The following is a 22,724-nucleotide window of genomic DNA, read 5'->3' as shown; positions in this document are numbered from 1 at the left end:
GCCGCGGAGCCCCGTGTCCGCTCAGCCCCGTGCCTCTTCGGCTCGCTTCCCTCCCCGTAGGGTTCTGGTCGACGGAGGGAGTCGTGATGAGCGCAAGCGCCGTGCGGGTGCAGGGGTTGTGGAAGCGGTTCGGCCAGCAGGTCGCCGTGGGCGGGATCGATCTGGAGCTGCCCGCGGGCAAGTTCATCGGGCTCGTCGGGCCGAACGGGGCCGGGAAGACCACCACGCTCTCCATGGTCACCGGGCTGCTCCGGCCGGATCAGGGGTCGGTCGAGGTGGTCGGGCACGACGTGTGGCGCGACCCGGTCGAGGTGAAGGCCAGGATCGGGGTGCTGCCGGAGGGGCTGCGGCTGTTCGAGCGGCTGTCGGGGCGGGAGTTGCTCGCCTACTCGGGCCGGCTGCGCGGACTGCCCGGGGCCGAGGTGGACAAGCGGGCCACGCAGCTGCTGGACGTGCTCGACCTGGCCGGGGCCCAGCACAAACTGGTCGTCGACTACTCGACCGGCATGCGCAAGAAGATCGGCCTGGCGACCGCGCTGCTGCACAACCCCGAAGTGCTGTTCCTGGACGAGCCGTTCGAGGGGGTCGACCCGGTGTCGGCGCAGACGATCCGGGGTGTCCTGGAGCGCTACACCGCGTCCGGCGCCACCGTCGTCTTCTCCTCGCACGTGATGGAGCTGGTGGAGTCGCTGTGCGACTGGGTGGCCGTCATGGCCGCGGGCCGCATCCGCGCCACCGGCACGCTCGCCGAGGTGCGCGGTGGCGCGGCGTCGTTGCAGGAGGCGTTCCTCGAACTCGTGGGCGCGGGCGTCCGGGACGCCGGGAGCGACCTCGACTGGCTGGGGGGCGGGGCCCGATGAGCGCACGGACCGCCCCCGCACCGCCGGCCGGCCCCGCCGCCCCGGCCACGCCCCTCACGGTCGTGTTCGTGCGGCTGAAACTGTCCCTGCTGCGCAACGGGCTGCGCCTGTCCGGCGGGCGGCGGGCCGCCTACGTCGCCTCGGCCGTCGTCGTCCTGCTCTTCGCCGCGCTCCAGCTGATCGGCCTGATCGCGCTGCGCGGACACGCGCACGTGGACGCCCTGGTCGTCCTGCTCGCCGCGGTGCTCGCCCTGGGCTGGGCGGTGATGCCGTTGTTCTTCCCCAGCGGCGACGAGACCCTCGACCCGACACGGCTGGTGATGCTGCCGCTGCGGCCCCGTCCGCTGGTGCGGGCCCTGCTCGCGGCCTCGCTGGTGGGCATCGGGCCGCTGTTCACGTTGTGCATGTTCGCCGGCTCCGTGGTCGCCGTCGCGCACGGCGGGGCGGCGTTCGCCGTCGGCGTCGTCGGCGCGGTCCTCGCGCTGCTGGTGTGCGTGACCCTCGCGCGGGCCGTCGCCGCCGCCAACGTCCGGCTGCTGACCAGCCGCAAGGGCCGCGACCTGGCGGTGCTCAGCGGCCTGGTCGTCGCGATCGGGGCGCAGGTGGTCAACTTCGGCGCGCAGCGGCTGGGCACGTCCGGTCTGGAGCAGCTCGACCCGGTGGCCGACGTGCTGCGCTGGGTGCCGCCCGCGACGGCGATCGGCGCGATGGACGCGGCGAGCGACGGTTCGTACGGCGTCGCCCTCGCCCAGCTGGCGCTGACCGCGGCGGCCCTGGTGCTGCTGCTGTGGGTGTGGGCGCGGCACCTGACCCGGCTGATGACCACGCCCGACGGCTCCACCCTCCAGGCGGCCGAGGGCAGGCCCGTCCGCGAGCGGGACCCGGCGGGGCTCGCCCGGCTGCTCCCGGCGGGCCGCACCGGCACCACGATGGAACGCTCCCTCAGGTACGTGTGGCGCGACCCCAAGACCAAGGCGGCCTGGGTGACCTCGCTCGCCATCGGCCTGATCGTGCCGGTGTTCAACGCCTGGCAGGGCACCGGCTCGGTCTACTTCGCCTGCTTCGCCGCCGGGATGCTCGGCATCCAGATGTACAACCAGTTCGGCCAGGACACGTCCGCCTTCTGGATCGTCGCGATGACGATCTCCTCGGCGCGGGACGCGTACGTCGAACTGCGCGCCCGTGCGCTGGCCCTGCTGCTGATCACCCTGCCGTACGTCGTCCTCGTCACCGTCGTGACCACCGCGATGCTCGACGCCTGGCGGAAGCTGCCCGAGGTGCTCGGCCTGTCCCTCGCGCTGCTCGGCGCGATGCTGGCGACCGGCGCCTGGACCTCGGCCCGCTTCCCGTACTCCATTCCGCAGGAGGGCCACAAGAACGTGGTCCCCGGTCAGATCGGGCTGGCCTGGATCTCCATCTTCGGCGGGATGGTGGGCGCCGCCCTGCTGTGCGCGCCGGTCATCGCGCTGACCGTCTGGCTGAACCTGCGCGAGGGCGGCGACGCGTGGGACGCGGTGCTGCTGCCGGTGGGCGCGGTGTACGGCGCGGTGCTCACCCAGCTGGGCCTGCGCCTGGCCGCACCGCGCACGGCCCGGCGGCTGCCGGAGATCCTGGCGGCGGTGAGCAAGGGGTGACCCGGGCGGGGCGGCCGCCCCGCCTCACCCTCCCCCGAGGGTGTCCAGGAACGGTTCGACGGCCGCCCGCCACGCCTCCGGCCGGTCGTAGTGGACGAGGTGGCCGGCGTCGGCGACCTCCGCGTACCGGCCGTGCGGCAGGACCCGGACCATCTCCTGCGCCTCCGCGCGGCCGAGCTCGCCGTCCAGGCCGCGCACGACCAGGGTGGGGCAGCGGACCTGGGCCAGCTCCTCCCAGTGGGCGTCGTGCACCCAGGTCTCGCGGGAGCGCAGCATCTGCTCCGGTTCGAAGACGGGGCGCCAGCCGTCCGCGGACTCGGCCATCACCTCGGTGTAGAACTCGCCGCGGGCCGGATTCGGCCGCTCCACCCACGGGTCGTCCTCGCCGAACCACTTGCGGACGTCGGCGAGCGTCGCGAAGGGGACCGGCCAGGCCCGGAACCACTCGGCCCACACCTGCTGCGAGGCACCGCCGAGCGCGGAGGCCCGCATGTCGCAGACGACCAGGCCGCGGACCAGGTCGGGCCGCCTGGCGGCGAGCTGCCAGGCGGTGAGCGCTCCCATGGCGTGACCGACGAGGACGGCGGGGGCGAGACCGAGCTGCTCCAGGGCGGCCTCGACGTCCTCGACGTAGGCCTCGCGGGTGTAGGCGCCCTGCGGCGGTTTGTCGCTGCGGCCGTGGCCGCGCTGGTCGAGGGCGACGGCCCGGTGGCGCGCCGAGAGCCAGCGGGCCGTGGGCGCCCAGTGCGACGCGCGGCCCATCAGACCGTGCAGTAACAGCACGCCCGGGAGGCCACCGGCCCCGTCCACCGGATCCGTCCCGCCGGGTTTGGGAGGATCACCGAACTCCCAGGCGGCGAGGCGTACGCCGCCCGCCCCGGTCACGTCGATGCGCCGCGCCATAGGTCCTGGCACCCCCAAGTGTCACGCCCTGTCGTGCCCGCGCCCTGCCGTCCCCGCGCTTCCTCGGTCTCCGCGCTGGTCCTGCCGGGCGCCCGTCGTACGGGCCGTTCGTGTCCGACCACCGCAGAGTATCGAATGAATATTCGAAAATGCCGTCTCGCCGGGCAACATCCCTCCTTCGAGTGACACCCCTCAGGGATTGATCGCCCCCACCGGGGGGAGATCTTCAGCGGGGGGCGGACCGCTCGGGGAAAACGGTCCGCGGGGACTGACCCCGAGAGCTCGGGGCTCCGGGTCAGCACAGGGGAGAACAGGCCCCGGCGCCACCAGGCGCCGGGGCCCTCTCCGTCTCTCCGGCATGGCCCCTCCCCTCCCCGGCCGGGGCCGGCACCACCGTCACCCCACGCCCGGAACCCTCACGCCCGGCCGTCCACGCGACAGCCTCGCACGCGAAACCCGCCACCGCTGCGCTTCGGCGCACCCCGCCCGGAAACGACGGGACCGGCACGGTGACGCGAACCCCCGCGCCACCGCCCGCCCGACACCCCGCGACCGGCCCGCGCGGGCACTCAGCGCTTGGCGACGAACACGTGGGACGCGACGTCCGCGTCCAGCTCGGCCGCCTCGCCGCCGCTGCCGACCAGCACACCGCCCGCCGACTCCGTCACGCTCACCACCGAACCCGGCTGCACACCCGCCCGGCGCAGCGTGTACATCAGCTGCGCGTCCGTCTGGATCGGCTCGCCGATGCGACGCACCACGACCGTCTTGCCCTCGGGACCCGGACCGAGCTCGGCGAGCGACACCATGCCCTCGTCCAGGAACGGGTCGGCACCGTCCGTCTCGCCCAGCTCCTCCAGACCCGGGATCGGATTGCCGTACGGCGACTCGGTCGGGTGCCGCAGCAGCTCCAGCACGCGACGCTCGACGGCCTCGCTCATCACGTGCTCCCAGCGACAGGCCTCGGCGTGCACCTGCTCCCACTCCAGGCCGATCACGTCGACCAGCAGGCACTCCGCGAGCCGGTGCTTGCGCATCACGCGCGTGGCCAGCCGACGCCCCTCGTCGGTCAGCTCCAGATGCCGGTCGGCCGCCACGGACACCAGACCGTCGCGCTCCATCCGCGCCACCGTCTGGCTGACCGTCGGACCGCTCTGGTCGAGCCGCTCGGCGATCCTGGCACGCATGGGGACCACACCTTCCTCCTCCAGCTCGAGGATGGTGCGGAGATACATCTCCGTGGTGTCGATCAGTCCGGACATACGTGCCCCTTGGTGAGATCTGCCGGAGGCGGAGGCCCACCGGCGCGTGCGCTGGCCCTGCGTCCAATTCTGACGCATACCACCGACAAGCGTCCCGCGTCGGGGAAAGCCGGAGCGCCCGGCACCACCGGACGCCGCCCGACACGGCCCGCCCGGCCGTATTGACACCGCACAGGTCCAGACCGCACGGTGATCCGCGACGCAGCCACACCGAAGGGGCCCCGCATGAGCGACCGCAAGCCGGCCGGCCAGTTCCTCGACGCGGCGATCGACCTGCTGCGCCGCGTCCGCGACGAGGAGGCCGACGCCATCGAGGCGGCCGGCACCCTGCTCGCCGACACCGTCCGCGCCGGGGGCCGCCTCTTCGCCTTCGGCGCCGGCCACTCCTCCCTCGCCGCCCAGGACGTCGTCTACCGCGCCGGCGGACTCGCCCTGATGAACCTGCTCGCCGTGCCCGGCGTCGTCGGCGTCGACGTCAGGCCGGCCACGCTCGGCTCCGCCCTGGAACGCGTCGACGGCCTCGCGAGCGCCGTACTGGACTCCTCACCGCTGCGCGCGGGCGACGCCCTGGTGATCATCTCCCTGTCCGGGCGCAACGCCCTCCCCGTGGAGATGGCCATGAACGCCCGCGCCCTCGGCGTGAAGGTCATCGGCGTGACCTCGGTGGCGTACGCCACCGAGACCAGGTCCCGGCACACCTCCGGCACCTTCCTGAAGGACCACTGCGACCTCGTCCTCGACTCCAAGATCGCCGTCGGGGACGCGGAACTCACCCTCGACACCGTCCCGGCACCCTTCGCACCCGCCTCCACGGTCGTCACCACGGCACTGATGCAGGCCGTGATGGCCACGGCGGCCTGCGCCCTCGCCGAACACGGCGTCGAACCGCCCCTGCTGCGCTCCGGCAACGTGGACGGCGGCCACGAGTGGAACGGCCGCGTCATGGCGGAGTACGGCGACCGGATCTTCTACCGGCACTGACCGGCCGATACCGGCACCGACCGGCCGACGACCCCCCGCACCGCACCACCCGCCCACCACCCGCCCCGAAGGACACGCCTACTCCTCGGCCACCACCGCGGCCAGGTCCAGCATCGTCGCGATGCGCACCGCCACGTCCTCCGCGTACATCGCGTCGGACCGCTCGAAGGCACTGCGACCGGCACCCCGCAGGAACGTCACGACACCCAGCGTCCGCCCCCGGCTGCGCAACACCGTGCACAGGGCGTGCACCGTGTCCGCCGGCCACTGCCGGGCCTCGGCCCACCGGCGCGCCCGCTCGTGCGGCACCGTGCCGACACCCGCGCTGGCCCGCACCGACCCCACACGCTCCACGCACTGCAGCGCCGGATGCCCCTCGCCGTACCGCACCGGCACCCCGGCCGCCCCGAACGGCAACGCGGTCCCCGGCGCACCGGAGGGCGTCGTCACGACCCGCACCAGACGGACCGGCTCCCCCGCCCCGGAATCCACCCGCGCCCCGCCCGCCACCCGGTCGATCAACGCGTGGTCCGCGAACCCGGCCAACGCGAAGTCGAGGTGCACCGTCGCCGCCTCCGCCGGGTCCTCGCACTCCGCCGCCGCCCGCGCCGCCCGGTGCAGCTGATTGGCACGGAACCGCAGCAGCGACGCCTCCTGCTCCCCCTGCCGGGCCTCCGTGACGTCCTGGAACAGCCAGCCCACACCCAGCGGCACCGGCTCCTCCGCCAACGGCGAGGCCAACCGCACGAACCCGCTGCGCCAGCACCGCCGCCGCTCCCCCTCCGGGGTGCGCACGCCCACCCAGACCTCGGCGGGCGCCGGCGGCGCACCCTCCGCCAGGACGTGCGTGAGCACGCTCTCCAACTCCTCCACACCCTGGGAGAGCAGATCACCCAGCGGCCGGCCCAGCACCGACGTACGACCGGCACCCAGCGCACGCGCCGCGTGCGCGTTGACCACGGCGGGCCGCAGATCCACGTCCACGAGCACGACACCCCAGCTCGCGTCCTCCAGCAACGCCTCGCTCAGCGCGATGGACCGCTCCAGGTCGATCTGCGTGTGCACCTCGCTGAACGCGCAGTACACCCCCGCGGGCCTGCCGTCCGGACCGCGCACGGCCGCCGACTGGGTGCGCACCAGCACCCGCCCGCCGTCCTTGGTCAGCAACGCGAACTCGTTCACCTGACGCCCCGGCGCCCGCATCGCGGACAGCAGCCGCTCCTCGACCTCCCCCGCGTCCGCACTGCGCACCGCCCAGCCGGCGAACCCCCGCCGCCCCACGGCCTCGGCCGCGCTCCAGCCCAGGATCCGCTCCGCCTCACGGTTCCAGTGGGTGACGACGCCCTCGGCGTCGAAGGCGCACAGCGCCGCGTCCATCCCGTCGAGGAGCGCGGCCAACAGGTCCGCACCGTCCCGCTCGGGCTGCTCCGGCTCGTCCGGCCCCAGCTCGTCCGTGGTCCCCCTACGCCGGGAAGCACTCACCTGAACCCCCTGCAGGCTGCGTCCGCCGTACCGTACGCCGGTTCGTCCACCGGCCTTCATTCAACTCGAACGTGACGCAGCACACAGCGGGTTCCCGCAAGATTGCGGAAATCGTTGCCCAGCGGAAACCCGGCATACGCCCCCGTCAACAAGGGTCCCGCGGTCACCTCCCCGCCGCCAGCCGCAGATCGACCCACTCGTCGCTCTCACCGTCCAGGACGTACCGCTCCCGCTCGGCGAAACCCCGCGCCGCGGCGAACCGCAACCCCTCCTCGTTCGCCGCCAGCACCACCGTCTCCACCGCCGCGGCACCCAGCCCGCGCGCGTGCGCCAGCCCCCGCTCGTACAGCGCCGCGCCGATCCCCCGTCCCCGGAACGCCGGCAGCACCCGGGCGATCACCGTCGCCACCCGCTCCTCCCCTCCGGGCGGCCGCACGGTGGAACACCCGACGAGGACGTCCCCCAGGTAGGCGTTCTCCAGCCGGTACCGGCCACTGCGCTCGCGCACGTCGTCCAGGGACATCGCGGCGGGCGGCACGATCACGTTGTGGACGTGCCGCCACTGCTCGGCCATGGCGTCGCCGTCCACGGCCTCGATCCGCAGCCCCGAGCCGGGCCCCACGGGCCCCCGGCGCGCGTCCACCTCGATCTCGATCCGCATCCGCTCGTCCGCGAGCCCGCACACCGTCATCGTGGCCGCGGGCCGCACCTCGCCGAACACCCGCCGCAGCACGGGCCAGCAGGGCTCGAAGTCCTCCCGCACGGGCAGCAGGTACCGCACCCGCACCACGTCCGCGAACGTGCAGCCCGCCTCGGCCAGCGCGGCGCCTATATTGCGCAGGCACTGCTCGGCCTGCTCCACCACGTCGTCGGCGATGGTCATCGCCGCGTAGTCGAACCCGGTCGTCCCCGACACGTGCACCCGGTCCCCGTCGACGACGGCCCGGGCGTACCCGATCCGCTCCTCGAACGTGGACCCGCTCAGAATCGTCCGCCGCTGCGTCATGCGCGGAACGGTAGGTGACCGGGCAGGACGCGTCCACGCGTATCGGCCTGCGGCCCCGTACCGCCTGGCAGAACACACCGCCGACCACCGCACACGCCACGCTGTCCTCGGGTACGAGACCCGTGTCGAACCACAGGCCCGAGAACATCGGAAAACGGGTTGATTCGCGGTGGAGGGCTTCCTAGTGTTGCTGCTACTTCGGAAAGGAGGTGGTTCGGCAAATGTATGAATACCGGACGGAAGAGGTGGCTGCGGGCTAGCGGCCCGTCACCACACCTGTGCGGTGCCGGACCAGCGTGTGCGCGATGCACGCAGCCGGCCAATCCATCGCAGTCACCCGACCCGCGAGTCGCCGGTACGTCCGGCCGGCTCCTCCACGGAGGAACCAGACTCGCGGGTCGTCTGCGTCGTGCGGGGGCCGGTGGGGATCAGCCCGCGATGTCCTCGTAGCCCTCGATCTCGCGCGGGTCGCGGGGGCCCGGGCCGGTGTAGTGGGCGGAGGGGCGGACCAGGCGGCCCGTGCGCTTCTGCTCCAGGATGTGCGCCGACCAGCCGGCCGTGCGGGCGCAGGTGAACATGGACGTGAACATGTGGGCCGGGACCTCGGCGAAGTCCAGCACGATGGCCGCCCAGAACTCGACGTTGGTGGCCAGGACGCGGTCCGGGCGGCGGTTGTGGAGCTCGGTGAGGGCCGCTTTCTCCAGGGCCTCCGCGACCTCGTAGCGCGGGGCGCCCAGTTCGCGGGCGGTGCGGCGCAGGACGCGGGCGCGGGGGTCCTCGGCGCGGTAGACGCGGTGGCCGAAGCCCATGAGGCGCTCGCCGGCGTCGAGGGTCCTCTTGACGTACGCCTCGGCGTCCCCGGTGCGTTCGATCTCCTCGATCATGTGCAGGACCCGGGAGGGCGCGCCGCCGTGCAGCGGGCCGGACATGGCGCCGACGGCGCCGGAGAGGGCCGCGGCGACGTCGGCGCCGGTGGAGGCGATGACGCGGGCGGTGAAGGTGGAGGCGTTCATGCCGTGCTCGGCGGCGGAGGTCCAGTAGGCGTCGACCGCGGCCACGTGCTTGGGGTCGGGCTCGCCGCGCCAGCGGATCATGAAGCGTTCGACCACGGACCGGGCCTTGTCGATCTCGCGCTGCGGGACCATGGGCAGGCCCTGGCCGCGGGCGGACTGGGCGACGTAGGACAGGGCCATGACGGCGGCGCGGGCGAGGTCGGCGCGGGCCTGTTCGGCGTCGATGTCCAGGAGGGGTTTGAGGCCCCAGACCGGCGCCAGCATGGCGAGCGCGGACTGGACGTCGACGCGGATGTCGCCGGAGTGCACGGGTATGGGGAAGGGCTCGGCGGGCGGCAGGCCGGGGTTGAAGGCGCCGTCGACGAGCAGGCCCCACACGTTGCCGAAGGAGACGTGGCCGACCAGGTCCTCGATGTCGACCCCGCGGTAGCGGAGGGCGCCGCCCTCCTTGTCGGGTTCGGCGATCTCCGTCTCGAACGCGACGACTCCCTCTAGTCCGGGTACGAATGCGGACATCAGGCGGCTCCTCGTGGTCGTGATGTGTGGCGACCGGTGCGGGGACGAGTGCGGTCGTCCCCATGGATCCACGGTCGTGTCGCGGCTCGCGGTCCCTGCGGTCACCCGAGTGATGCCCCGTCCGGCCGGTGCTCATCCGGCCGGGGCGGAACCAGCACGATATCCCTGGGTGTCACCTTTGGGGAGGGGTCGCGGCACCCAGTGCCACTCGATGCCGCTCGGTGACGAAGGACACCCGGGGGGTGCCCGGCGGATGCGGCAGGATGGCCGGTGTGACCGACCGCGATGCCGTCCCCTTCGATCTTCCTTCGATGCGCAAGCAGTACCGGGCCGACGGGCTCCTGGAGAGCGAGCTGGCCGCCACGCCCGTCGAGCAGTTCGCGCGCTGGTTCCGGCAGGCCGCGACGGAGGCGGGCCTGTTCGAGCCGAACGCCATGGTGGTCTCCACGGCGGACGCCGGGGGCCGGCCCAGTTCCCGCACGGTGCTCCTGAAGCACTTCGACGAGCAGGGCTTCGTCTTCTACACCAACTACGAGTCCCGCAAGGGGCGGGAGCTGGGCGAGAACCCGCACGTGTCGTTGCTGTTCCCGTGGCATCCGATGGCCCGCCAGGTCATCGTGACGGGGGTGGCCCGGCGGACCGGGCGGGACGAGACCGCCGCGTACTTCCGGACCCGGCCGCACGGCTCCCAGCTGGGTGCGTGGGCGAGCGTCCAGTCGTCGGTGGTGGCCGGCCGGGACGCCCTGGATTCCGCGTACGCCGAGCTGGTGGCGCGGTATCCGGAGGGTGAGCGGGTGCCGGTGCCGCCGCACTGGGGCGGGTTCCGGGTGGTGCCGCGTGCGGTGGAGTTCTGGCAGGGCCGGGAGAACCGGCTGCACGACCGGCTGCGGTACGTGGCTCGGGCCGACGGGGGCTGGCGGGTGGAGCGGCTCGCTCCGTGATGCGCCGGGGCGGGCCGGGGCGTGTCAGTCCAGGGCGGCGTCCAGCAGGTCCGCCCACTGGGCCACGACCCGTTCCCGTCGGGCGGTGTCGTCGGTGAGGAGGTTGGCGAGGCCGAGGCCGCGGGCCATGTCCAGCAGGCCCTGGACGGTCTCGCGGACGCCGGGGCGGCTCTCGTCGGCGCCAAGGAGGTCGACGGCGATGCGGTGGCTCTCGCGGCCGACGCGGGCCTCCAGCTCGGTCACCCGGTCGCGCAGCTGTTCCTCGTCGGAGGCGGCGACCCACAGGTGGAGCGCGGCGCGGAACAGGGGGCCCGTGTAGAGGTCGACGAGGGCGGTGACCACGGCGTGGCGGTCGTCGGTCGCCGCGCCGTCGGGGAAGAGGGCGCGCAGGGCGCCGGAGCGTTCCTCGGCGACGTACTCGACGGCGGCCGTGAACAGGTCCTCGCGGGTCGGGAAGTGGTGCTGGGCGGCGCCGCGGGAGACGCCGGCGCGTTCGGCGACGGCGGAGACCGTGGAGCCGGCCCAGCCGTGTTCGGCGAGGCAGGCCACGGCGGCGGCCAGGAGCCGCTGCCGGGTGGCCCGGCTGCGGTCCTGCTTGGGTACTCGTTCGGCACGGTCGGCCGTGCTCACAGCGCCCATTCCGGATCCCGTCGTTCGAGGAAGGCCGTCATCCCCTCGCGGGCCTGCGGGGAGGAGAACAGCCGGGCCGAGAGCGCGGTCAGGTCGGCCGCGTCCCGGTCGAAGGCCTCCAGCACCCTAGCCGTGAGCAGCCGTTTCGTCTCGGCCAGGCCCTGTGGTGAGGCACGGCGCACACCGTCGAGGACGGGCGCGAGGACGGCGTCGACGTCGTCGCCGACAGCGGTGAGCAGGCCGGTGCGGGCGGCCTCGGCGGCGTCGAAGCGCTCGCCGGTGAGGTAGTGGCGGGCGAGGGCGCGGGGGTCGGCGCGGGGCAGCACGGTGAGGCTGATGACGGCGGGTGCCACGCCGATGCGGACCTCGGTGAAGGCGAACGTGGCCTCGTGCGACGCCGCCGCGATGTCGCAGGCGGCGAGCAGGCCGAGGCCGCCGGCGCGGACGTGTCCGGTGACCCGGGCGAGGACCGGTTTCGGCAGTTCGACGATCTGCCGGAGCAGGGCGACGAGGGCGTCCGGGTGGGGCGGGTCGCGCAGGTCGGCGCCGGCGCTGAAGGTGGTGCCGGTGTGGGTGAGGACGACGGCGCGGACGCCGGTGTCCCGGCCGGCGTCCTTCAGTGCGTCGGCGAGGTCGGCGACGAGGGTGGCGGAGAGGGCGTTGCGGTGGTGCGGGGAGTCGAGGATGAGGGTCTCGACCCCCCGGGTGCGGGCGCGGACGACGGGGGTCACGGGCGGCCTCGCAGTTCGCGGCGGAGGATCTTGCCGCTGGCCGCCCGGGGCACGGCGTCGACGAAGGTGACGCGGCGGACGCGTTTGTAGGGGGCGACGCGTTCGGCGACGTACATCATGACCTCTCCTTCGGTGGGCCCGTCGGCGGGTGTCCGGCGCACGACGTGGGCGTGCGGCACCTCGTTGCCGTCGTCGTCGTGGTCGCCGACGACGGCGGCGTCGGTGATGCCGGGGTGGGTGAGGAGGAGGGCCTCCAGTTCGGCGGGGGCCACCTGGAAGCCCTTGTACTTGATCAGTTCCTTGACGCGGTCGACGACGAACAGCCAGCCGTCGGCGTCGACGTGTCCGACGTCCCCGGTGTGCAGCCAGCCGTCGGCGTCGATCATGGCGGCGGTGGCGTCGGGGCGGCCGAGGTAGCCCTTCATGACCTGGGGGCCGCGGATGAGGATCTCGCCGGCCTCGCCGACGCCGAGGTCCTCGCCGGGAGTGGTGAGGGAGACGATGCGCATCTCGGTGCCGGCGATGAGCTTGCCGACGGTGCCGGGCGGTGCGTCGGCCATGGCGTCGAGGGGGACGACGTGGGTGCCCGGGGACAGTTCGGTCATGCCGTAGGCCTGGCCGACGGGCGGCAGGCCGAGCCGTCGGGAGCAGGCGGCGGCGAGCTTCGCGTCCAGGGGGGCGGCGGCGCTGACGACGTACTTCAGGGAGGACAGGTCGTAGTCGGCGACCAGGGGGTGTTTGGCGAGGGCGAGGACGATCGGCGGGGCGACGTACAGGCCGGTGATGCGGTGGTCCTGGATGGCGGCGAGGAACTGCTCCAGGTCGAAGCGGGGCAGGACGACGACGGTGGCGCCGAGCCGCAGCGGGGCGTTCATGAGGGCGGTGAGCCCGTAGATGTGGAACAGCGGCAGGACCGCGAGGACGCGGTCGCCGGGTCCGGCCCCGACGGCGGGCTGGAGCTGGGCGAGGTTGGTGGCGATCTGCCGGTGGGTGAGCATGACGCCCTTGGGGGTGCCGGTGGTGCCCGAGGAGTACGGGAGGGCGGCGACGTCCTCGGCCGGGTCGATGGCGACCTCGGGTTCGGGTGCGGTCGAGGCGAGCATGTCGACGAGGGAGCGGTGGCCGGGTGCGCCGTCGCAGACGAAGATCTCCTGGATCCCGCCCGCGAGTTCGGCGGCCCGGCGGGCGACGCCCAGGAGCGGGGAGATGGTGACGATCCAGCGGGTCCGTGAGTCGCCGAGCTGCTTGGCGAACTCCTCCGCGGTGGCGAGCGGGTGCACGGTGGTCACGGAGGCGCCCGCGCGGGTGGCGGCGTAGAAGGCGAGCGGGAAGGCGACCGTGTTCGGGCTGTGCAGGGCGAGGACGTCGCCCTTGCGCAGGCCGGCCTCGGCGAGGGCGGCGGCGATGCGGCGGTGGAACCGGTCCACCTGTTCGTAGGTGAGGGTGGTGCCGTCGGTGCCGTCGATCAGTGCCGGGGCGTTCCCGAACACGGCGGCCCGACCGAGCACGGCGTCGTGGATGGGCTGTTCGACGGGCGGGACGTCTGCGTACTGGCTGCGGAACACGGTTCCTCCAACGCCGTCCGGGAACGGCCTAGTACGACTTGGGCAGGCCCAGGGTCTGGTGGGAGACGTAGTTGAGGATCATCTCCCGGCTCACCGGGGCGATACGCGCCACGCGCGAGGCCGTTACCAGCCGGGCGAGTCCGTACTCGCGGGTGAGGCCGTTGCCGCCGAGGGTGTGCACGGCCTGGTCGACGGCCTTCGCACAGGCCTCGCCGGCCGCGTACTTGGCCATGTTGGCGGCCTCGCCGGCGGCCGTGTCGTCGCCGGCGTCGTAGAGGTGGGCGGCCTTCTGCATCATCAGGCGGGCGAGTTCGAGGTCGATGTGGGCCTGGGCGAGGGGGTGGGCGATGGCCTGGTGGGCGCCGATGGGGGTCTTCCAGACGGTGCGTTCGCGGGCGTACGCGACGGCTTTGGCGAGTGCGTGGCGGCCCATGCCGATCGCGAAGGCGGCGGTCATGACGCGCTCGGGGTTGAGGCCGGCGAAGAGCTGGAGGAGGCCGGCGTCCTCGTCGCCGACGAGCGCGCCGGCGGGCAGCCGGACGTCGTCGAGGGTCAGCTCGAACTGCTTCTCGGCGGCGTCGAGTTCCATGTCGATGGGGCGCCGCCCAAAGCCCTCCGCGTCGCGCGGGACGATGAACAGGCAGGGCTTGAGCCTGCCGGTGCGGGCGTCCTCGGTGCGGCCGACGACGAGGGTGGCGTCGGCGATGTCGACGCCGGAGACGAAGACCTTGCGGCCGGTGAGCAGCCAGTCCCCGGTCGCCGGGTCGCGGCGGGCGGTGGTGGTGATGCGGTGGCTGTTGGAGCCGGCGTCGGGTTCGGTGATGCCGAAGGCCATCAGGCGGCTGCCGTCGGCGAGGGCGGGGAGCCACTCCCGCTTCTGGGCCTCGGTGCCGAAGCGGGCGATGACGGTGCCGCAGATCGCCGGGGAGACGATCATCATGAGCAGTGGATTGCCGACGGCGCCCATCTCTTCGAGAACGAGCGAGAGTTCGGTGATGCCGCCGCCGCCTCCGCCGTAGGCCTCCGGCAGGTTGACGCCGATGTAGCCGAGCTTGGCGGCCTGCTGCCAGAACTGGCGGGTGTCGGTGCCGAGGGTTCGGGGGTGGCTTCTGGCGAAGGCCGATACCGCTTCGCGGAGGGACTTGTGCTCTTCGGATTCGAGTACGGGGGTCATGCGGCTCCTTCGTCTGCGGGTCTCGTCGTGGCTGGTCGCGCAGTTCCCCGCGCCCCTAACCGGCGTCCCCGTCGACCACGGCCAAGAGGGCGCCGACCTCCACCTGTCTGCCGGGCTCGGCGTCGAGAGCGCTCAGCGTGCCGGTGACCGGGGCGGTGATCTCGTGTTCCATCTTCATCGCCTCCAGCCATAGCAGGGGCTGGCCCGCCCGGACGGCCGCGCCCTCGGTCAGGCCCTCCGCGACGCGGACGACCGTGCCGGGCATGGGGGCGAGGAGGGAGCCGGGGGCGTGCCGGGCGGTGGGGGCGGGGAAGCGGGGCAGGGCGGTGAGGACGGTGGTGTTCACGTGGACCCGGTCGCCGTAGCGGGCGATCTCGTAGCGGCGCCGGACGCCGTCGGCCTCCAGGACGACCAGGCGGGCGTCGGCGTGGACGACGCGGACGCCGTCGGCGGCGAGGCCGTCGCGGGTGTGGTGGTAGCGGACCTCGTGTTCCTCGCCCGCCAGGGCGTACCGCTTGACCTGCGGCTGTGACGGGACGTTGCGCCAGCCGCCGAACCGGGAGCGGCCGTGGGCGTCGGCGAGGGCGGCGGCCAGCGGGGCGAGGGGATCGGGGGCGGGCGCGGTGAGGGCGGCGAGGTGACGGTCGTAGAAGCCGGTGTCCATGCGGGCGGAGGCGAACTCCTCGTGGCGCAGGGAGCGGACGAGGAGGTCCCGGTTGGTGACCGGGCCGTGGATCGCCGCCCGTTCCAGCGCGCCGGCGAGCCGGCGGACGGCTTCTGCGCGGGTGGGGGCGTGGGCGACGGCCTTGGCGAGCATCGGGTCGTAGTGGACGCCGATGTCGTCGCCGTCGGTGCAGCCGGTGTCCAGGCGGATGCCGTCGGGGACGGCGAGGCGGTGCAGGCGGCCGGTCTGCGGGGCCCAGTCCTGCGCCGGGTCCTCGGCGTACAGGCGGGCCTCGACGGCGTGGCCGCGGGCGGGCGGCGGGTCGGGTTCGAGGGCGTGGCCCTCGGCGATCCGGAGCTGGAGGGCGACCAGGTCGATGCCGTACACGGCTTCGGTGACGGGGTGTTCGACCTGGAGGCGGGTGTTCATCTCCAGGAAGTGGGCCCTGCCGTCGGCGACGAGGAACTCGACGGTGCCGGCGCCGACGTAGTCGACGGCGCGGGCGGCCCGGACGGCCAGCGTGTGGAGTTCCTCCGTCAGCTCCTCGGTGAGACCGGGCGCCGGGGCCTCCTCGATCACCTTCTGGTGGCGGCGCTGGAGGGAGCAGTCGCGGGTGCCGAGCGTCCACACCGTGCCGTGCGTGTCGGCGAGGACCTGCACCTCGACGTGGCGGCCGTTCTCCACGTAGGGCTCGACGAACACCTCGCCGTCCCCGAAGGCGCTCGCCGCCTCCGCGCGCGCGGCGGTCAGCGCGGCGTCGAGGTCCGCCAGGCGCCGGACGACGCGCATGCCGCGTCCGCCACCGCCCGCCGCGGCCTTGACCAGCACCGGCAGGTCGGCCTCGGTGACCGCGTCCCGGTCCAGGGGCGCGAGGCCCATCAGTTCCTTGGCGCGGGTCTTGGACGCCATCGCCGCGATGGCCTCGGGCGGCGGCCCGATCCAGGTCAGGCCCGCGTCGGTGACGGCGCGCGCGAAGTCGGCGTTCTCGGAGAGGAAGCCGTAGCCGGGGTGCACGGCGTCGGCGCCGGCCGCGAGGGCGGCCTTCACGATCAGGTCGCCGCGCAGGTAGGTGTCGGAGGGCGCCGTTCCCGGCAGTCGTACCGCGGCGTCGGCCACGCGTGTGTGGAGGGCGTTCTCGTCGGCGTCCGAGTGCACGGCGACCGTCCGGACGCCGGACTCCTGGCAGGTGCGGAAGATGCGGCAGGCGATCTCGCCGCGGTTGGCGACGAGGACGGTGCTGATCACGGGGAACCTCACATCCGGAAGACGCCGAAGCCGCCGCGCACGCCCTCGTAGGGTGCGGTGTGGACGGCGGACAGGCACAGGCCGAGGACGGTGCGGGTGTCGCGCGGGTCGATGACGCCGTCGTCGTACAGCCGCCCGGACAGGAACATGGGCAGCGACTCGGACTCGATCTGCTGCTCCACCATGGCGCGCAGGGCCGCGTCCGCCTCGTCGTCGTACGGCCGTCCCTTCGCGGCGGCCGACTGGCGGGCCACGAGGGAGAGCACGCCGGCGAGTTGCTGCGGGCCCATGACGGCGGACTTGGCGCTGGGCCAGGAGAAGAGGAAGCGGGGGTCGTAGGCGCGGCCGCACATGCCGTAGTGGCCGGCGCCGTAGGAGGCGCCGAGGAGGACGGACAGGTGGGGGACGCGGGAGTTGGCGACCGCGTTGATCATCATGGCGCCGTGCTTGACGATGCCGCCCTGCTCGTACTCCTTGCCGACCATGTAGCCGGTGGTGTTGTGGAGGAACAGCAGCGGGATGTCGCGCTGGTTGGCGAGCTGGATGAACTGGGCGGCCTTCTGCGACTCCTCGCTGAACAGGACCCCTCGGGCGTTGGCGAGGATGCCGACCGGGTAGCCGTGCAGGGCGGCCCAGCCGGTGGTCAGGCTGGTGCCGTACAGGGGCTTGAACTCGTCGAAGTCGGAGGCGTCGACGATGCGGGCGATCACCTCGCGCGGGTCGAAGGGGGTGCGCAGGTCGCCGGGGACGATGCCGAGGAGTTCCTCGGGGTCGTACGTGGGCGGCTCGGCGGCCGGCGGGTCGGGGTACGCCTTGCGGTGGTTGAGGCGGGCGACGACGCGGCGGGCCTGGCGCAGGGCGTCGGGCTCGTCCACGGCGAAGTGGTCGGCGAGGCCGGAGGTGCGGGCGTGCATCTCGGCGCCGCCCAGCGACTCGTCGTCGCTCTCCTCGCCGGTGGCCATCTTGACCAGCGGCGGTCCGCCGAGGAACACCTTGGCGCGTTCCTTGACCATGATGACGTGGTCGGACATGCCGGGGACGTAGGCGCCCCCGGCGGTGGAGTTGCCGAAGACGACGGCGACGGTGGGGATGCCGGCCGCCGACAGCCGGGTGAGGTCGCGGAAGATCGCGCCGCCGGGGACGAAGATCTCCTTCTGGGAGGGCAGGTCGGCGCCGCCGGACTCGACGAGGCTGATCACGGGCAGCCGGTTGGCGAGGGCGATGTCGTCGGCGCGCAGGGCCTTCTTCAGCGACCAGGGGTTGCTGGCGCCGCCGCGCACGGTCGGGTCGTTGGCGGTGATCAGGCACTCGACGCCCTCGACGACGCCGATGCCGGTGACGAGGGAGGCGCCCACGGTGTACTCGCTGCCCCAGGCGGCCAGCGGGGACAGTTCCAGGAAGGGTGTGTCGGGGTCGAGGAGCAGTTCGATGCGTTCGCGGGCGAGGAGCTTGCCGCGCTTGCGGTGCCGGGCGACGTACTTCTCGCCGCCGCCGGCGAGGGCCTTGGCGTGTTCGGCGTCCAGCTCGGCGAGCTTGGCGAGCATGGCCTCGCGGTTGGCCCGGTGGGCGGGGGCGGCCGGGTCGACGGTGGTGGGCAGGACCGTCACAGGAGTACCTCCGGGATGTCCAGGTGGCGGGCGCGCAGCCACTCGCCGAGCGCCTTGGCCTGCGGGTCGAAGCGGGCCTGCGCGGCGACGCCCTCGCCGAGGATCGACCCGACCGTGAAGTTCAGGGCGCGCAGGTTCGGCAGGACGTGCCGGGTGACGGGCAGGTCGCGGGCCTCGGGGATCAGCTCCCGGAACCGGCCGGCGGTCAGTGCGTGGGCGAGCCAGCGCCAGGCGTCGTCGGTGCGGGCCCACACGCCGACGTTGGCGTCGCCGCCCTTGTCGCCGCTGCGGGCCCCGGCGACCAGGCCGAGGGGGGCGCGGCGCACGGGCCCCGGCGGCAGCGGTTCGGGAAGGTCCGGTTCCGGTACGGCGGTGAGGGTGGCGGAGTCCCGCGCCGGGGGGATCGCCGTCCGGCGCCCGTCGGGCAGGACCGCCACGTGCTCGACGGTGTCCTGCGGGACGTGGACGGCCTCGAAGACGCCGTAGGGGGTGCCCTTGCCGGGGGGCGCGGTCACGTGGAAGCCCGGGTAGCTCGCGAGGGCCAGCTCGATCGCGGCCCCGCTCAGCGTCCGCCCGACGGCCTGCTGGTCGGCGTCGCGGACGACCAGCCGCAGCAGCGCGCTCGCCGTCTCCTCGGTCGGCGCGTCCGGCCGGTCGGTGCGGACCAGGTCCCAGCGGACGTCGGCGGCCTCGGCGAGGGCGGGCTCCATCTGCGCCCGCACGAGGGCGGCCTTGGCCTCGACGTCGAGGCCGGTGAGCACGAAGGCGACCTCGCCCCGGAAGCCGCCGAGGCGGTTCAGGCCGACCTTGAGGGTGGGGGGCGGCGCCTCGCCGCGCACGCCCTCGATCCTGACCCGGTCGGGCCCGTCCTGGGCGAGCCGTACGGTGTCCAGCCGGGCGGTGACGTCCGGTCCCGCGTACCGGGCGCCGTCCGTCTCGTACAGCAGTTGGGCGGTGACCGTGCCCACGTCGACGAAGCCGCCGGTGCCGTCGTGCTTGGTGATCACCGAGGTGCCGTCGGCGTGCAGCTCGGCGAGCGGGAAGCCGGGACGCCGGACGTCGCCGTCCCGGAAGAAGGCGTAGTTGCCGCCGGTCGCCTGCGCCCCGCACTCCAGCACGTGCCCGGCGACGACCGCGCCCGCGAGCCGGTCGTACTCCGTCGGCGCCCAGCCGAAGTGCGCGGCGGCGGGCCCGGTGACCAGGGCGGCGTCGGTGACGCGGCCCGTGACGACCACGTCCGCGCCGGCCCGCAGGCACGCGGCGATGCCGAAGCCGCCGAGGTAGGCGTGCGCGGCCAGGGTGCCCGGGTGGGCGGCGGTGAGGTCGTCGCCCTCGACGTGCGCGACCCGGACGGGGATGCCGAGCCGGCCGGCCAGCGCCCGCACGGCGTCGGCGAGTCCGGCGGGGTTGAGCCCGCCGGCGTTGGTGACGATCTTCACGCCCCGCTCGTGGACGAGGCCGAGGCACTCCTCCAGCTGGCGCAGGAAGGTGCGGGCGTATCCGGCGCCGGGGTCCTTGAGCCGGTCGCGGCCGAGGATGAGCATGGTCAGCTCGGCGAGGTAGTCGCCGGTGAGGACGTCCAGGGGGCCGTCGGTGAGCATCTCGCGCATCGCGTCGAAGCGGTCGCCGTAGAAGCCGGAGGCGTTGCCGACGCGCAGGACGCTCACTCGGCGGTTCCCTTCGGCGGGCGTCCGGCTCCCGGCGGTCCGGCGAAGGCCTGGGCGATGTCCAGCCAGCGGTCGGCGTCCGGGCCCTCGGCGGTCAGGGCGAGGTCGGCGCGGTGGGCGCGCTGGGTGACCAGGAGGCAGAAGTCGAGGGCGGGGCCGGTGACGCGCTGGGTGGCGTCCTCGGGGCCGTACGTCCACGGGTCGCCGCCGGGGCCGGTGAGTTCGACGCGGAACGGCTCGGCGGGCGGGGTGAGGCCGTGGGCGGCGTAGGCGAAGTCCCGGGTGCGCACGCCGATGCGGGCGATGTGCCGCAGGCGGCCGGTGGGCGGGCGCGTCGCACCGAGCGCCTCGGCGACGTCGAGGCCGTGGGCCCAGGTCTCCATCAGCCGGGCGGTGGCCATGGAGGCGGTGGCCATGGGCGGGCCGTACCAGGGGAAGCGGGCGCCGGGGGCGGCGGCGCGCAGGGCCTCGTCGAGGGCGGCGCGGTCCTTGCGCCAGGCGGTCAGCAGCTCGGCGGGGGTCTGCCGGGCGCCTTCCTCCGCGCCCTCGTCGACGAAGGTGCCGGGTGCGGCGAGGGCCCTGTCCACCAGCGCCTGGAAGCCGTCCGCGTCGGTGACGGCGACCAGGGCGGCCCGGTCGGTCCAGTTGAGGTGGGCGATCTGGTGGGCGATCGTCCAGCCGGGTGCCGGGGTGGCCGTCCGCCACTCCTCCGGGTTCAACATGGCCACCAGCGCGTCGAGTTCCTCGCTCTCCTCGCGCAGGTCGTCGATCACGGACGTCGGGTCGGACACGGGGCGCTCCCCTCGGGCACGGCGATGTGCGGGGCGGTGTGGGGGAGCATGGCAGGGCGGGGATTAACAATCAAGCATGCTTGCATGATTTTTCGCGACGGGCGTCGCGGGGTCCGTCGCGGGACGGCTTCACCCCCGCACGGTCACCCGGCCGGCCAGACCGTCAGGTCGAAGGTGAGGAAGCCCATCTCCGGCATGGCGGTCGACTTGGTCTGGACGACCATCAGCGCGATGTCGCCGTTGCGATGCCTGACGCAGATCTCGCTGCCTGCCGACGCCGCGGCCAGGGGAAGCTCGTGCGAGCCGTTCGTGCCGGAGGTCAGGTCGCGGCACGTCTCGTAGGTGGCACCCGGATCGTCGGGGACCAGGACGATCACGCTGGTGTCGCTCGTCAGCTCACAGCCCACCGACTCGCAGCCGAAGCGGATGTCCCCCTTGCGGTCCTTGCTCTCCTCGCCGTTGTGGAGGATCAGCGAGTTGTCGCCCTTCAGCAACGGGGCGATGTAGGCGTGGGCCACCGGTGCCGTGGTCCCGGCCGCGGGACCGTCGGGCTCCGTGTGCGACGCGTCGGCGGACGAGGCCGCACCCGGCCCGGTCGACGGCGCGGCCTCCCCGCCCGCCGCGGACCCCTCCGCCACCGGACGGGGCGTACCGGACACGGACTCGGATGCCGCCGCCGACGCGGCCGCGTCCCGGGCCCGGTCGAAGCCCCGGCCCGCCGCGTCCAGGAGTGCCGACCCCGCCGCGATCACCAGGCCGCATGCGACGACGGCGGCTGCCGAGATCAGGGCGGCGCGTCTCCTGCGGCGCTTGCGCTCCTCCGGCCCGACCGGCTGCTGCGGGGCGAACGGGCCTCCCGGTCCGGCGGCGCCCGGCCAGGGCCCGGAGGTGGCCTGCCAGGGTGCCGGGGCGGTCCCGTACGGCGCGGTCCACGGGGCCGTGTGCACCGCGGTGGAACCCGGGGCGGCTGCCGGAGCCGCGGCGGTCGCCGGTCCCGTGGCCGCGACCGGCGGCGGAACCGTCACCGGCGGCCCGGCGATCTCCCGCCACACGGCGGGCCCGGTGTCCTCCCCGCCGTCCCGGCCCAGCTCCCGGCGGCACCACTCGACGATCTCCGCCGGGGTGGCCCGAGCCTCCGGGTCGGCGGCCAGGCACCGGCCGAGCAGGGTGCGCAGGCGCTCGGGCAGGTCGGACAGGTCGGGCTCGGAGTGGACGATCCGGTACAGCACGGTGGCGGCCGGGCCGTCGCCGTACAGCGGCCTGCCCAGGGCCGCGAAGGCGGCCGTCTGCCCGAGCGAGAAGACGTCGGTGGCCGCCGTGACATCGCCGCCGGATGCCTGCTCGGGGGCCATGTACTGGGGCGTGCCGATGGTGGTGCCCGTGGCGGTGTGCGCGGTGCTGTCGGCGGCGAGCGAGATGCCGAAGTCGATGACGCGCGGGCCGTCGGCGGCCAGCAGCACGTTCGCCGGCTTGAGGTCCCGGTGCACGATGCCCGCGCCGTGGATGGCCTGCAGCGCCTCGGCGACGCCCGCCATCAGCCACAGCACCGCGGGCACCGGCAGCGGCCCGCTCCGGGCGACGGCGCCCGACAGGGAGGGCCCGGGCACGTACAGCGTGGCCAGCCAGGGCGGCACGCCGTCCGGGTCGGCGTCGATCAGTTCGGCGGTGTAGGCGCCCTTCACCCTGCGGGCCGCCTTGATCTCCCGGCCGAAGCGCCGCCGGAAGGTCGGGTCGTCGGCCAGTTCCGACCGTACGACCTTGACGGCCACGGGCCGGCCGCCCCGGGTGTGCGAGAGGTAGACCCGTCCCATGCCGCCCGCTCCGAGCCGGGCCGCGAGACGGTAACCGGCCACCGTGCGCGGATCGTCGTCCTGCAAGGGCTGGAAGACCTCGGCCGTGTGGTTCATCGGTTCCCTCCCCATGATCCCGATGAGCTGACCAGGCACGCAGCCTATGCGATGCCGGGGCGGCCGGTGTCCTCGGGACCGTCCGGCCCGGGCGCGTCGGCGGGGTCCGACGGCGGTGCCGCGGGTGACTCCGGGGCCGTGGAGG

18 protein-coding genes are annotated in these 22,724 nt (G+C 74.0%); 4 read left to right on the top strand and 14 right to left on the bottom strand.

The window, feature by feature from the left end:
- Nucleotides 1-86: 86 nt before the first annotated feature.
- On the top strand, nucleotides 87-860 hold the full coding sequence (locus JHAT_RS11880; protein ID WP_077798066.1) for an ABC transporter ATP-binding protein: 774 nt from the start codon (nucleotides 87-89) through the stop codon (nucleotides 858-860).
- Nucleotides 857-2,494 carry a transporter gene (locus JHAT_RS11875; RefSeq protein WP_077798065.1) on the top strand — a complete coding sequence of 546 codons (1,638 nt, stop codon included), beginning with the start codon at nucleotides 857-859 and terminating at the stop codon, nucleotides 2,492-2,494. Before JHAT_RS11880 ends, JHAT_RS11875 begins: the two co-directional genes overlap by 4 nt.
- 24 nt (nucleotides 2,495-2,518) lie before the next feature.
- Here the strand turns inward: JHAT_RS11875 and JHAT_RS11870 are convergent, their stop codons facing one another.
- Nucleotides 2,519-3,397, bottom strand: coding sequence for an alpha/beta fold hydrolase (locus JHAT_RS11870; protein ID WP_077798064.1), 879 nt, complete (start codon nucleotides 3,395-3,397; stop codon nucleotides 2,519-2,521).
- Nucleotides 3,398-3,966: 569 nt separating this feature from the next.
- Entirely contained in the window at nucleotides 3,967-4,659 is a 693-nt protein-coding gene (locus tag JHAT_RS11865) for a metal-dependent transcriptional regulator (RefSeq protein WP_077798063.1), read from the bottom strand.
- Nucleotides 4,660-4,884: 225 nt separating this feature from the next.
- Between JHAT_RS11865 and JHAT_RS11860 the strand changes: the two genes are divergently transcribed.
- On the top strand, nucleotides 4,885-5,640 hold the full coding sequence (locus JHAT_RS11860; protein ID WP_077798062.1) for an SIS domain-containing protein: 756 nt from the start codon (nucleotides 4,885-4,887) through the stop codon (nucleotides 5,638-5,640).
- Between the two features lie 78 nt (nucleotides 5,641-5,718).
- Here JHAT_RS11860 and JHAT_RS11855 read toward each other — a convergent pair whose 3' ends face one another.
- From JHAT_RS11855 to JHAT_RS11845, 3 genes are all read right to left on the bottom strand, one after another.
- On the bottom strand, nucleotides 5,719-7,182 hold the full coding sequence (locus JHAT_RS11855) for a PAS domain-containing protein (RefSeq protein ID WP_171990846.1): 1,464 nt from the start codon (nucleotides 7,180-7,182) through the stop codon (nucleotides 5,719-5,721).
- Nucleotides 7,183-7,285: 103 nt separating this feature from the next.
- On the bottom strand, nucleotides 7,286-8,128 hold the full coding sequence (locus JHAT_RS11850; protein ID WP_077798060.1) for a GNAT family N-acetyltransferase: 843 nt from the start codon (nucleotides 8,126-8,128) through the stop codon (nucleotides 7,286-7,288).
- Between the two features lie 428 nt (nucleotides 8,129-8,556).
- The gene (locus tag JHAT_RS11845) at nucleotides 8,557-9,657 is read right to left on the bottom strand and encodes a citrate synthase 2 (protein ID WP_077798059.1); all 1,101 of its coding nucleotides are present in this window, start codon (nucleotides 9,655-9,657) and stop codon (nucleotides 8,557-8,559) included.
- Between the two features lie 263 nt (nucleotides 9,658-9,920).
- Between JHAT_RS11845 and pdxH the strand changes: the two genes are divergently transcribed.
- Entirely contained in the window at nucleotides 9,921-10,598 is a 678-nt protein-coding gene (gene pdxH / locus JHAT_RS11840; RefSeq protein WP_077798058.1) for a pyridoxamine 5'-phosphate oxidase, read from the top strand.
- 24 nt (nucleotides 10,599-10,622) lie between these two features.
- Here the strand turns inward: pdxH and JHAT_RS11835 are convergent, their stop codons facing one another.
- The 9 genes from JHAT_RS11835 to JHAT_RS11795 all read right to left on the bottom strand — a co-directional run bounded on the left by JHAT_RS11835 (nucleotide 10,623) and on the right by JHAT_RS11795 (nucleotide 22,579).
- On the bottom strand, nucleotides 10,623-11,237 hold the full coding sequence (locus tag JHAT_RS11835; protein ID WP_107481905.1) for a TetR/AcrR family transcriptional regulator: 615 nt from the start codon (nucleotides 11,235-11,237) through the stop codon (nucleotides 10,623-10,625).
- Nucleotides 11,225-11,959, bottom strand: a complete 735-nt coding sequence (locus tag JHAT_RS11830) for an enoyl-CoA hydratase family protein (protein ID WP_077798056.1) — start codon at nucleotides 11,957-11,959, stop codon at nucleotides 11,225-11,227. The genes JHAT_RS11835 and JHAT_RS11830 overlap by 13 nt, the downstream gene beginning before the upstream one ends.
- Nucleotides 11,956-13,524: a 4-coumarate--CoA ligase family protein gene (locus JHAT_RS11825; RefSeq protein WP_077798055.1), complete on the bottom strand. Its 1,569-nt coding sequence runs from the start codon at nucleotides 13,522-13,524 to the stop codon at nucleotides 11,956-11,958. Before JHAT_RS11825 ends, JHAT_RS11830 begins: the two co-directional genes overlap by 4 nt.
- Nucleotides 13,525-13,552: 28 nt before the next feature.
- Nucleotides 13,553-14,698 (bottom strand): acyl-CoA dehydrogenase family protein, encoded by a 1,146-nt coding sequence (locus JHAT_RS11820; protein ID WP_077798054.1) that lies wholly within the window; start codon nucleotides 14,696-14,698, stop codon nucleotides 13,553-13,555.
- 55 nt (nucleotides 14,699-14,753) lie between these two features.
- Nucleotides 14,754-16,607 (bottom strand): biotin carboxylase N-terminal domain-containing protein, encoded by a 1,854-nt coding sequence (locus tag JHAT_RS11815; protein WP_077798053.1) that lies wholly within the window; start codon nucleotides 16,605-16,607, stop codon nucleotides 14,754-14,756.
- Between the two features lie 8 nt (nucleotides 16,608-16,615).
- Nucleotides 16,616-18,214 carry an acyl-CoA carboxylase subunit beta gene (locus JHAT_RS11810; protein WP_077798052.1) on the bottom strand — a complete coding sequence of 533 codons (1,599 nt, stop codon included), beginning with the start codon at nucleotides 18,212-18,214 and terminating at the stop codon, nucleotides 16,616-16,618.
- Nucleotides 18,211-19,881: an acyclic terpene utilization AtuA family protein gene (locus JHAT_RS11805; RefSeq protein WP_077798051.1), complete on the bottom strand. Its 1,671-nt coding sequence runs from the start codon at nucleotides 19,879-19,881 to the stop codon at nucleotides 18,211-18,213. The genes JHAT_RS11810 and JHAT_RS11805 overlap by 4 nt, the downstream gene beginning before the upstream one ends.
- A complete protein-coding gene (locus JHAT_RS11800) occupies nucleotides 19,878-20,672 on the bottom strand; it encodes a TIGR03084 family metal-binding protein (RefSeq protein ID WP_077798050.1) in 795 nt (264 codons plus the stop codon). Before JHAT_RS11800 ends, JHAT_RS11805 begins: the two co-directional genes overlap by 4 nt.
- A gap of 143 nt (nucleotides 20,673-20,815) precedes the next feature.
- A complete protein-coding gene (locus JHAT_RS11795; protein WP_077798049.1) occupies nucleotides 20,816-22,579 on the bottom strand; it encodes a serine/threonine-protein kinase in 1,764 nt (587 codons plus the stop codon).
- Nucleotides 22,580-22,724 lie beyond the last annotated feature (145 nt).

It is taken from the genome of Streptomyces sp. JHA26, from assembly GCF_002005565.1.
Classification (GTDB): domain Bacteria; phylum Actinomycetota; class Actinomycetes; order Streptomycetales; family Streptomycetaceae; genus Streptomyces.
The sequence above is the reverse complement of the archived record's forward strand: the minus strand, read 5'-3'. Positions and strand labels throughout refer to the sequence as shown.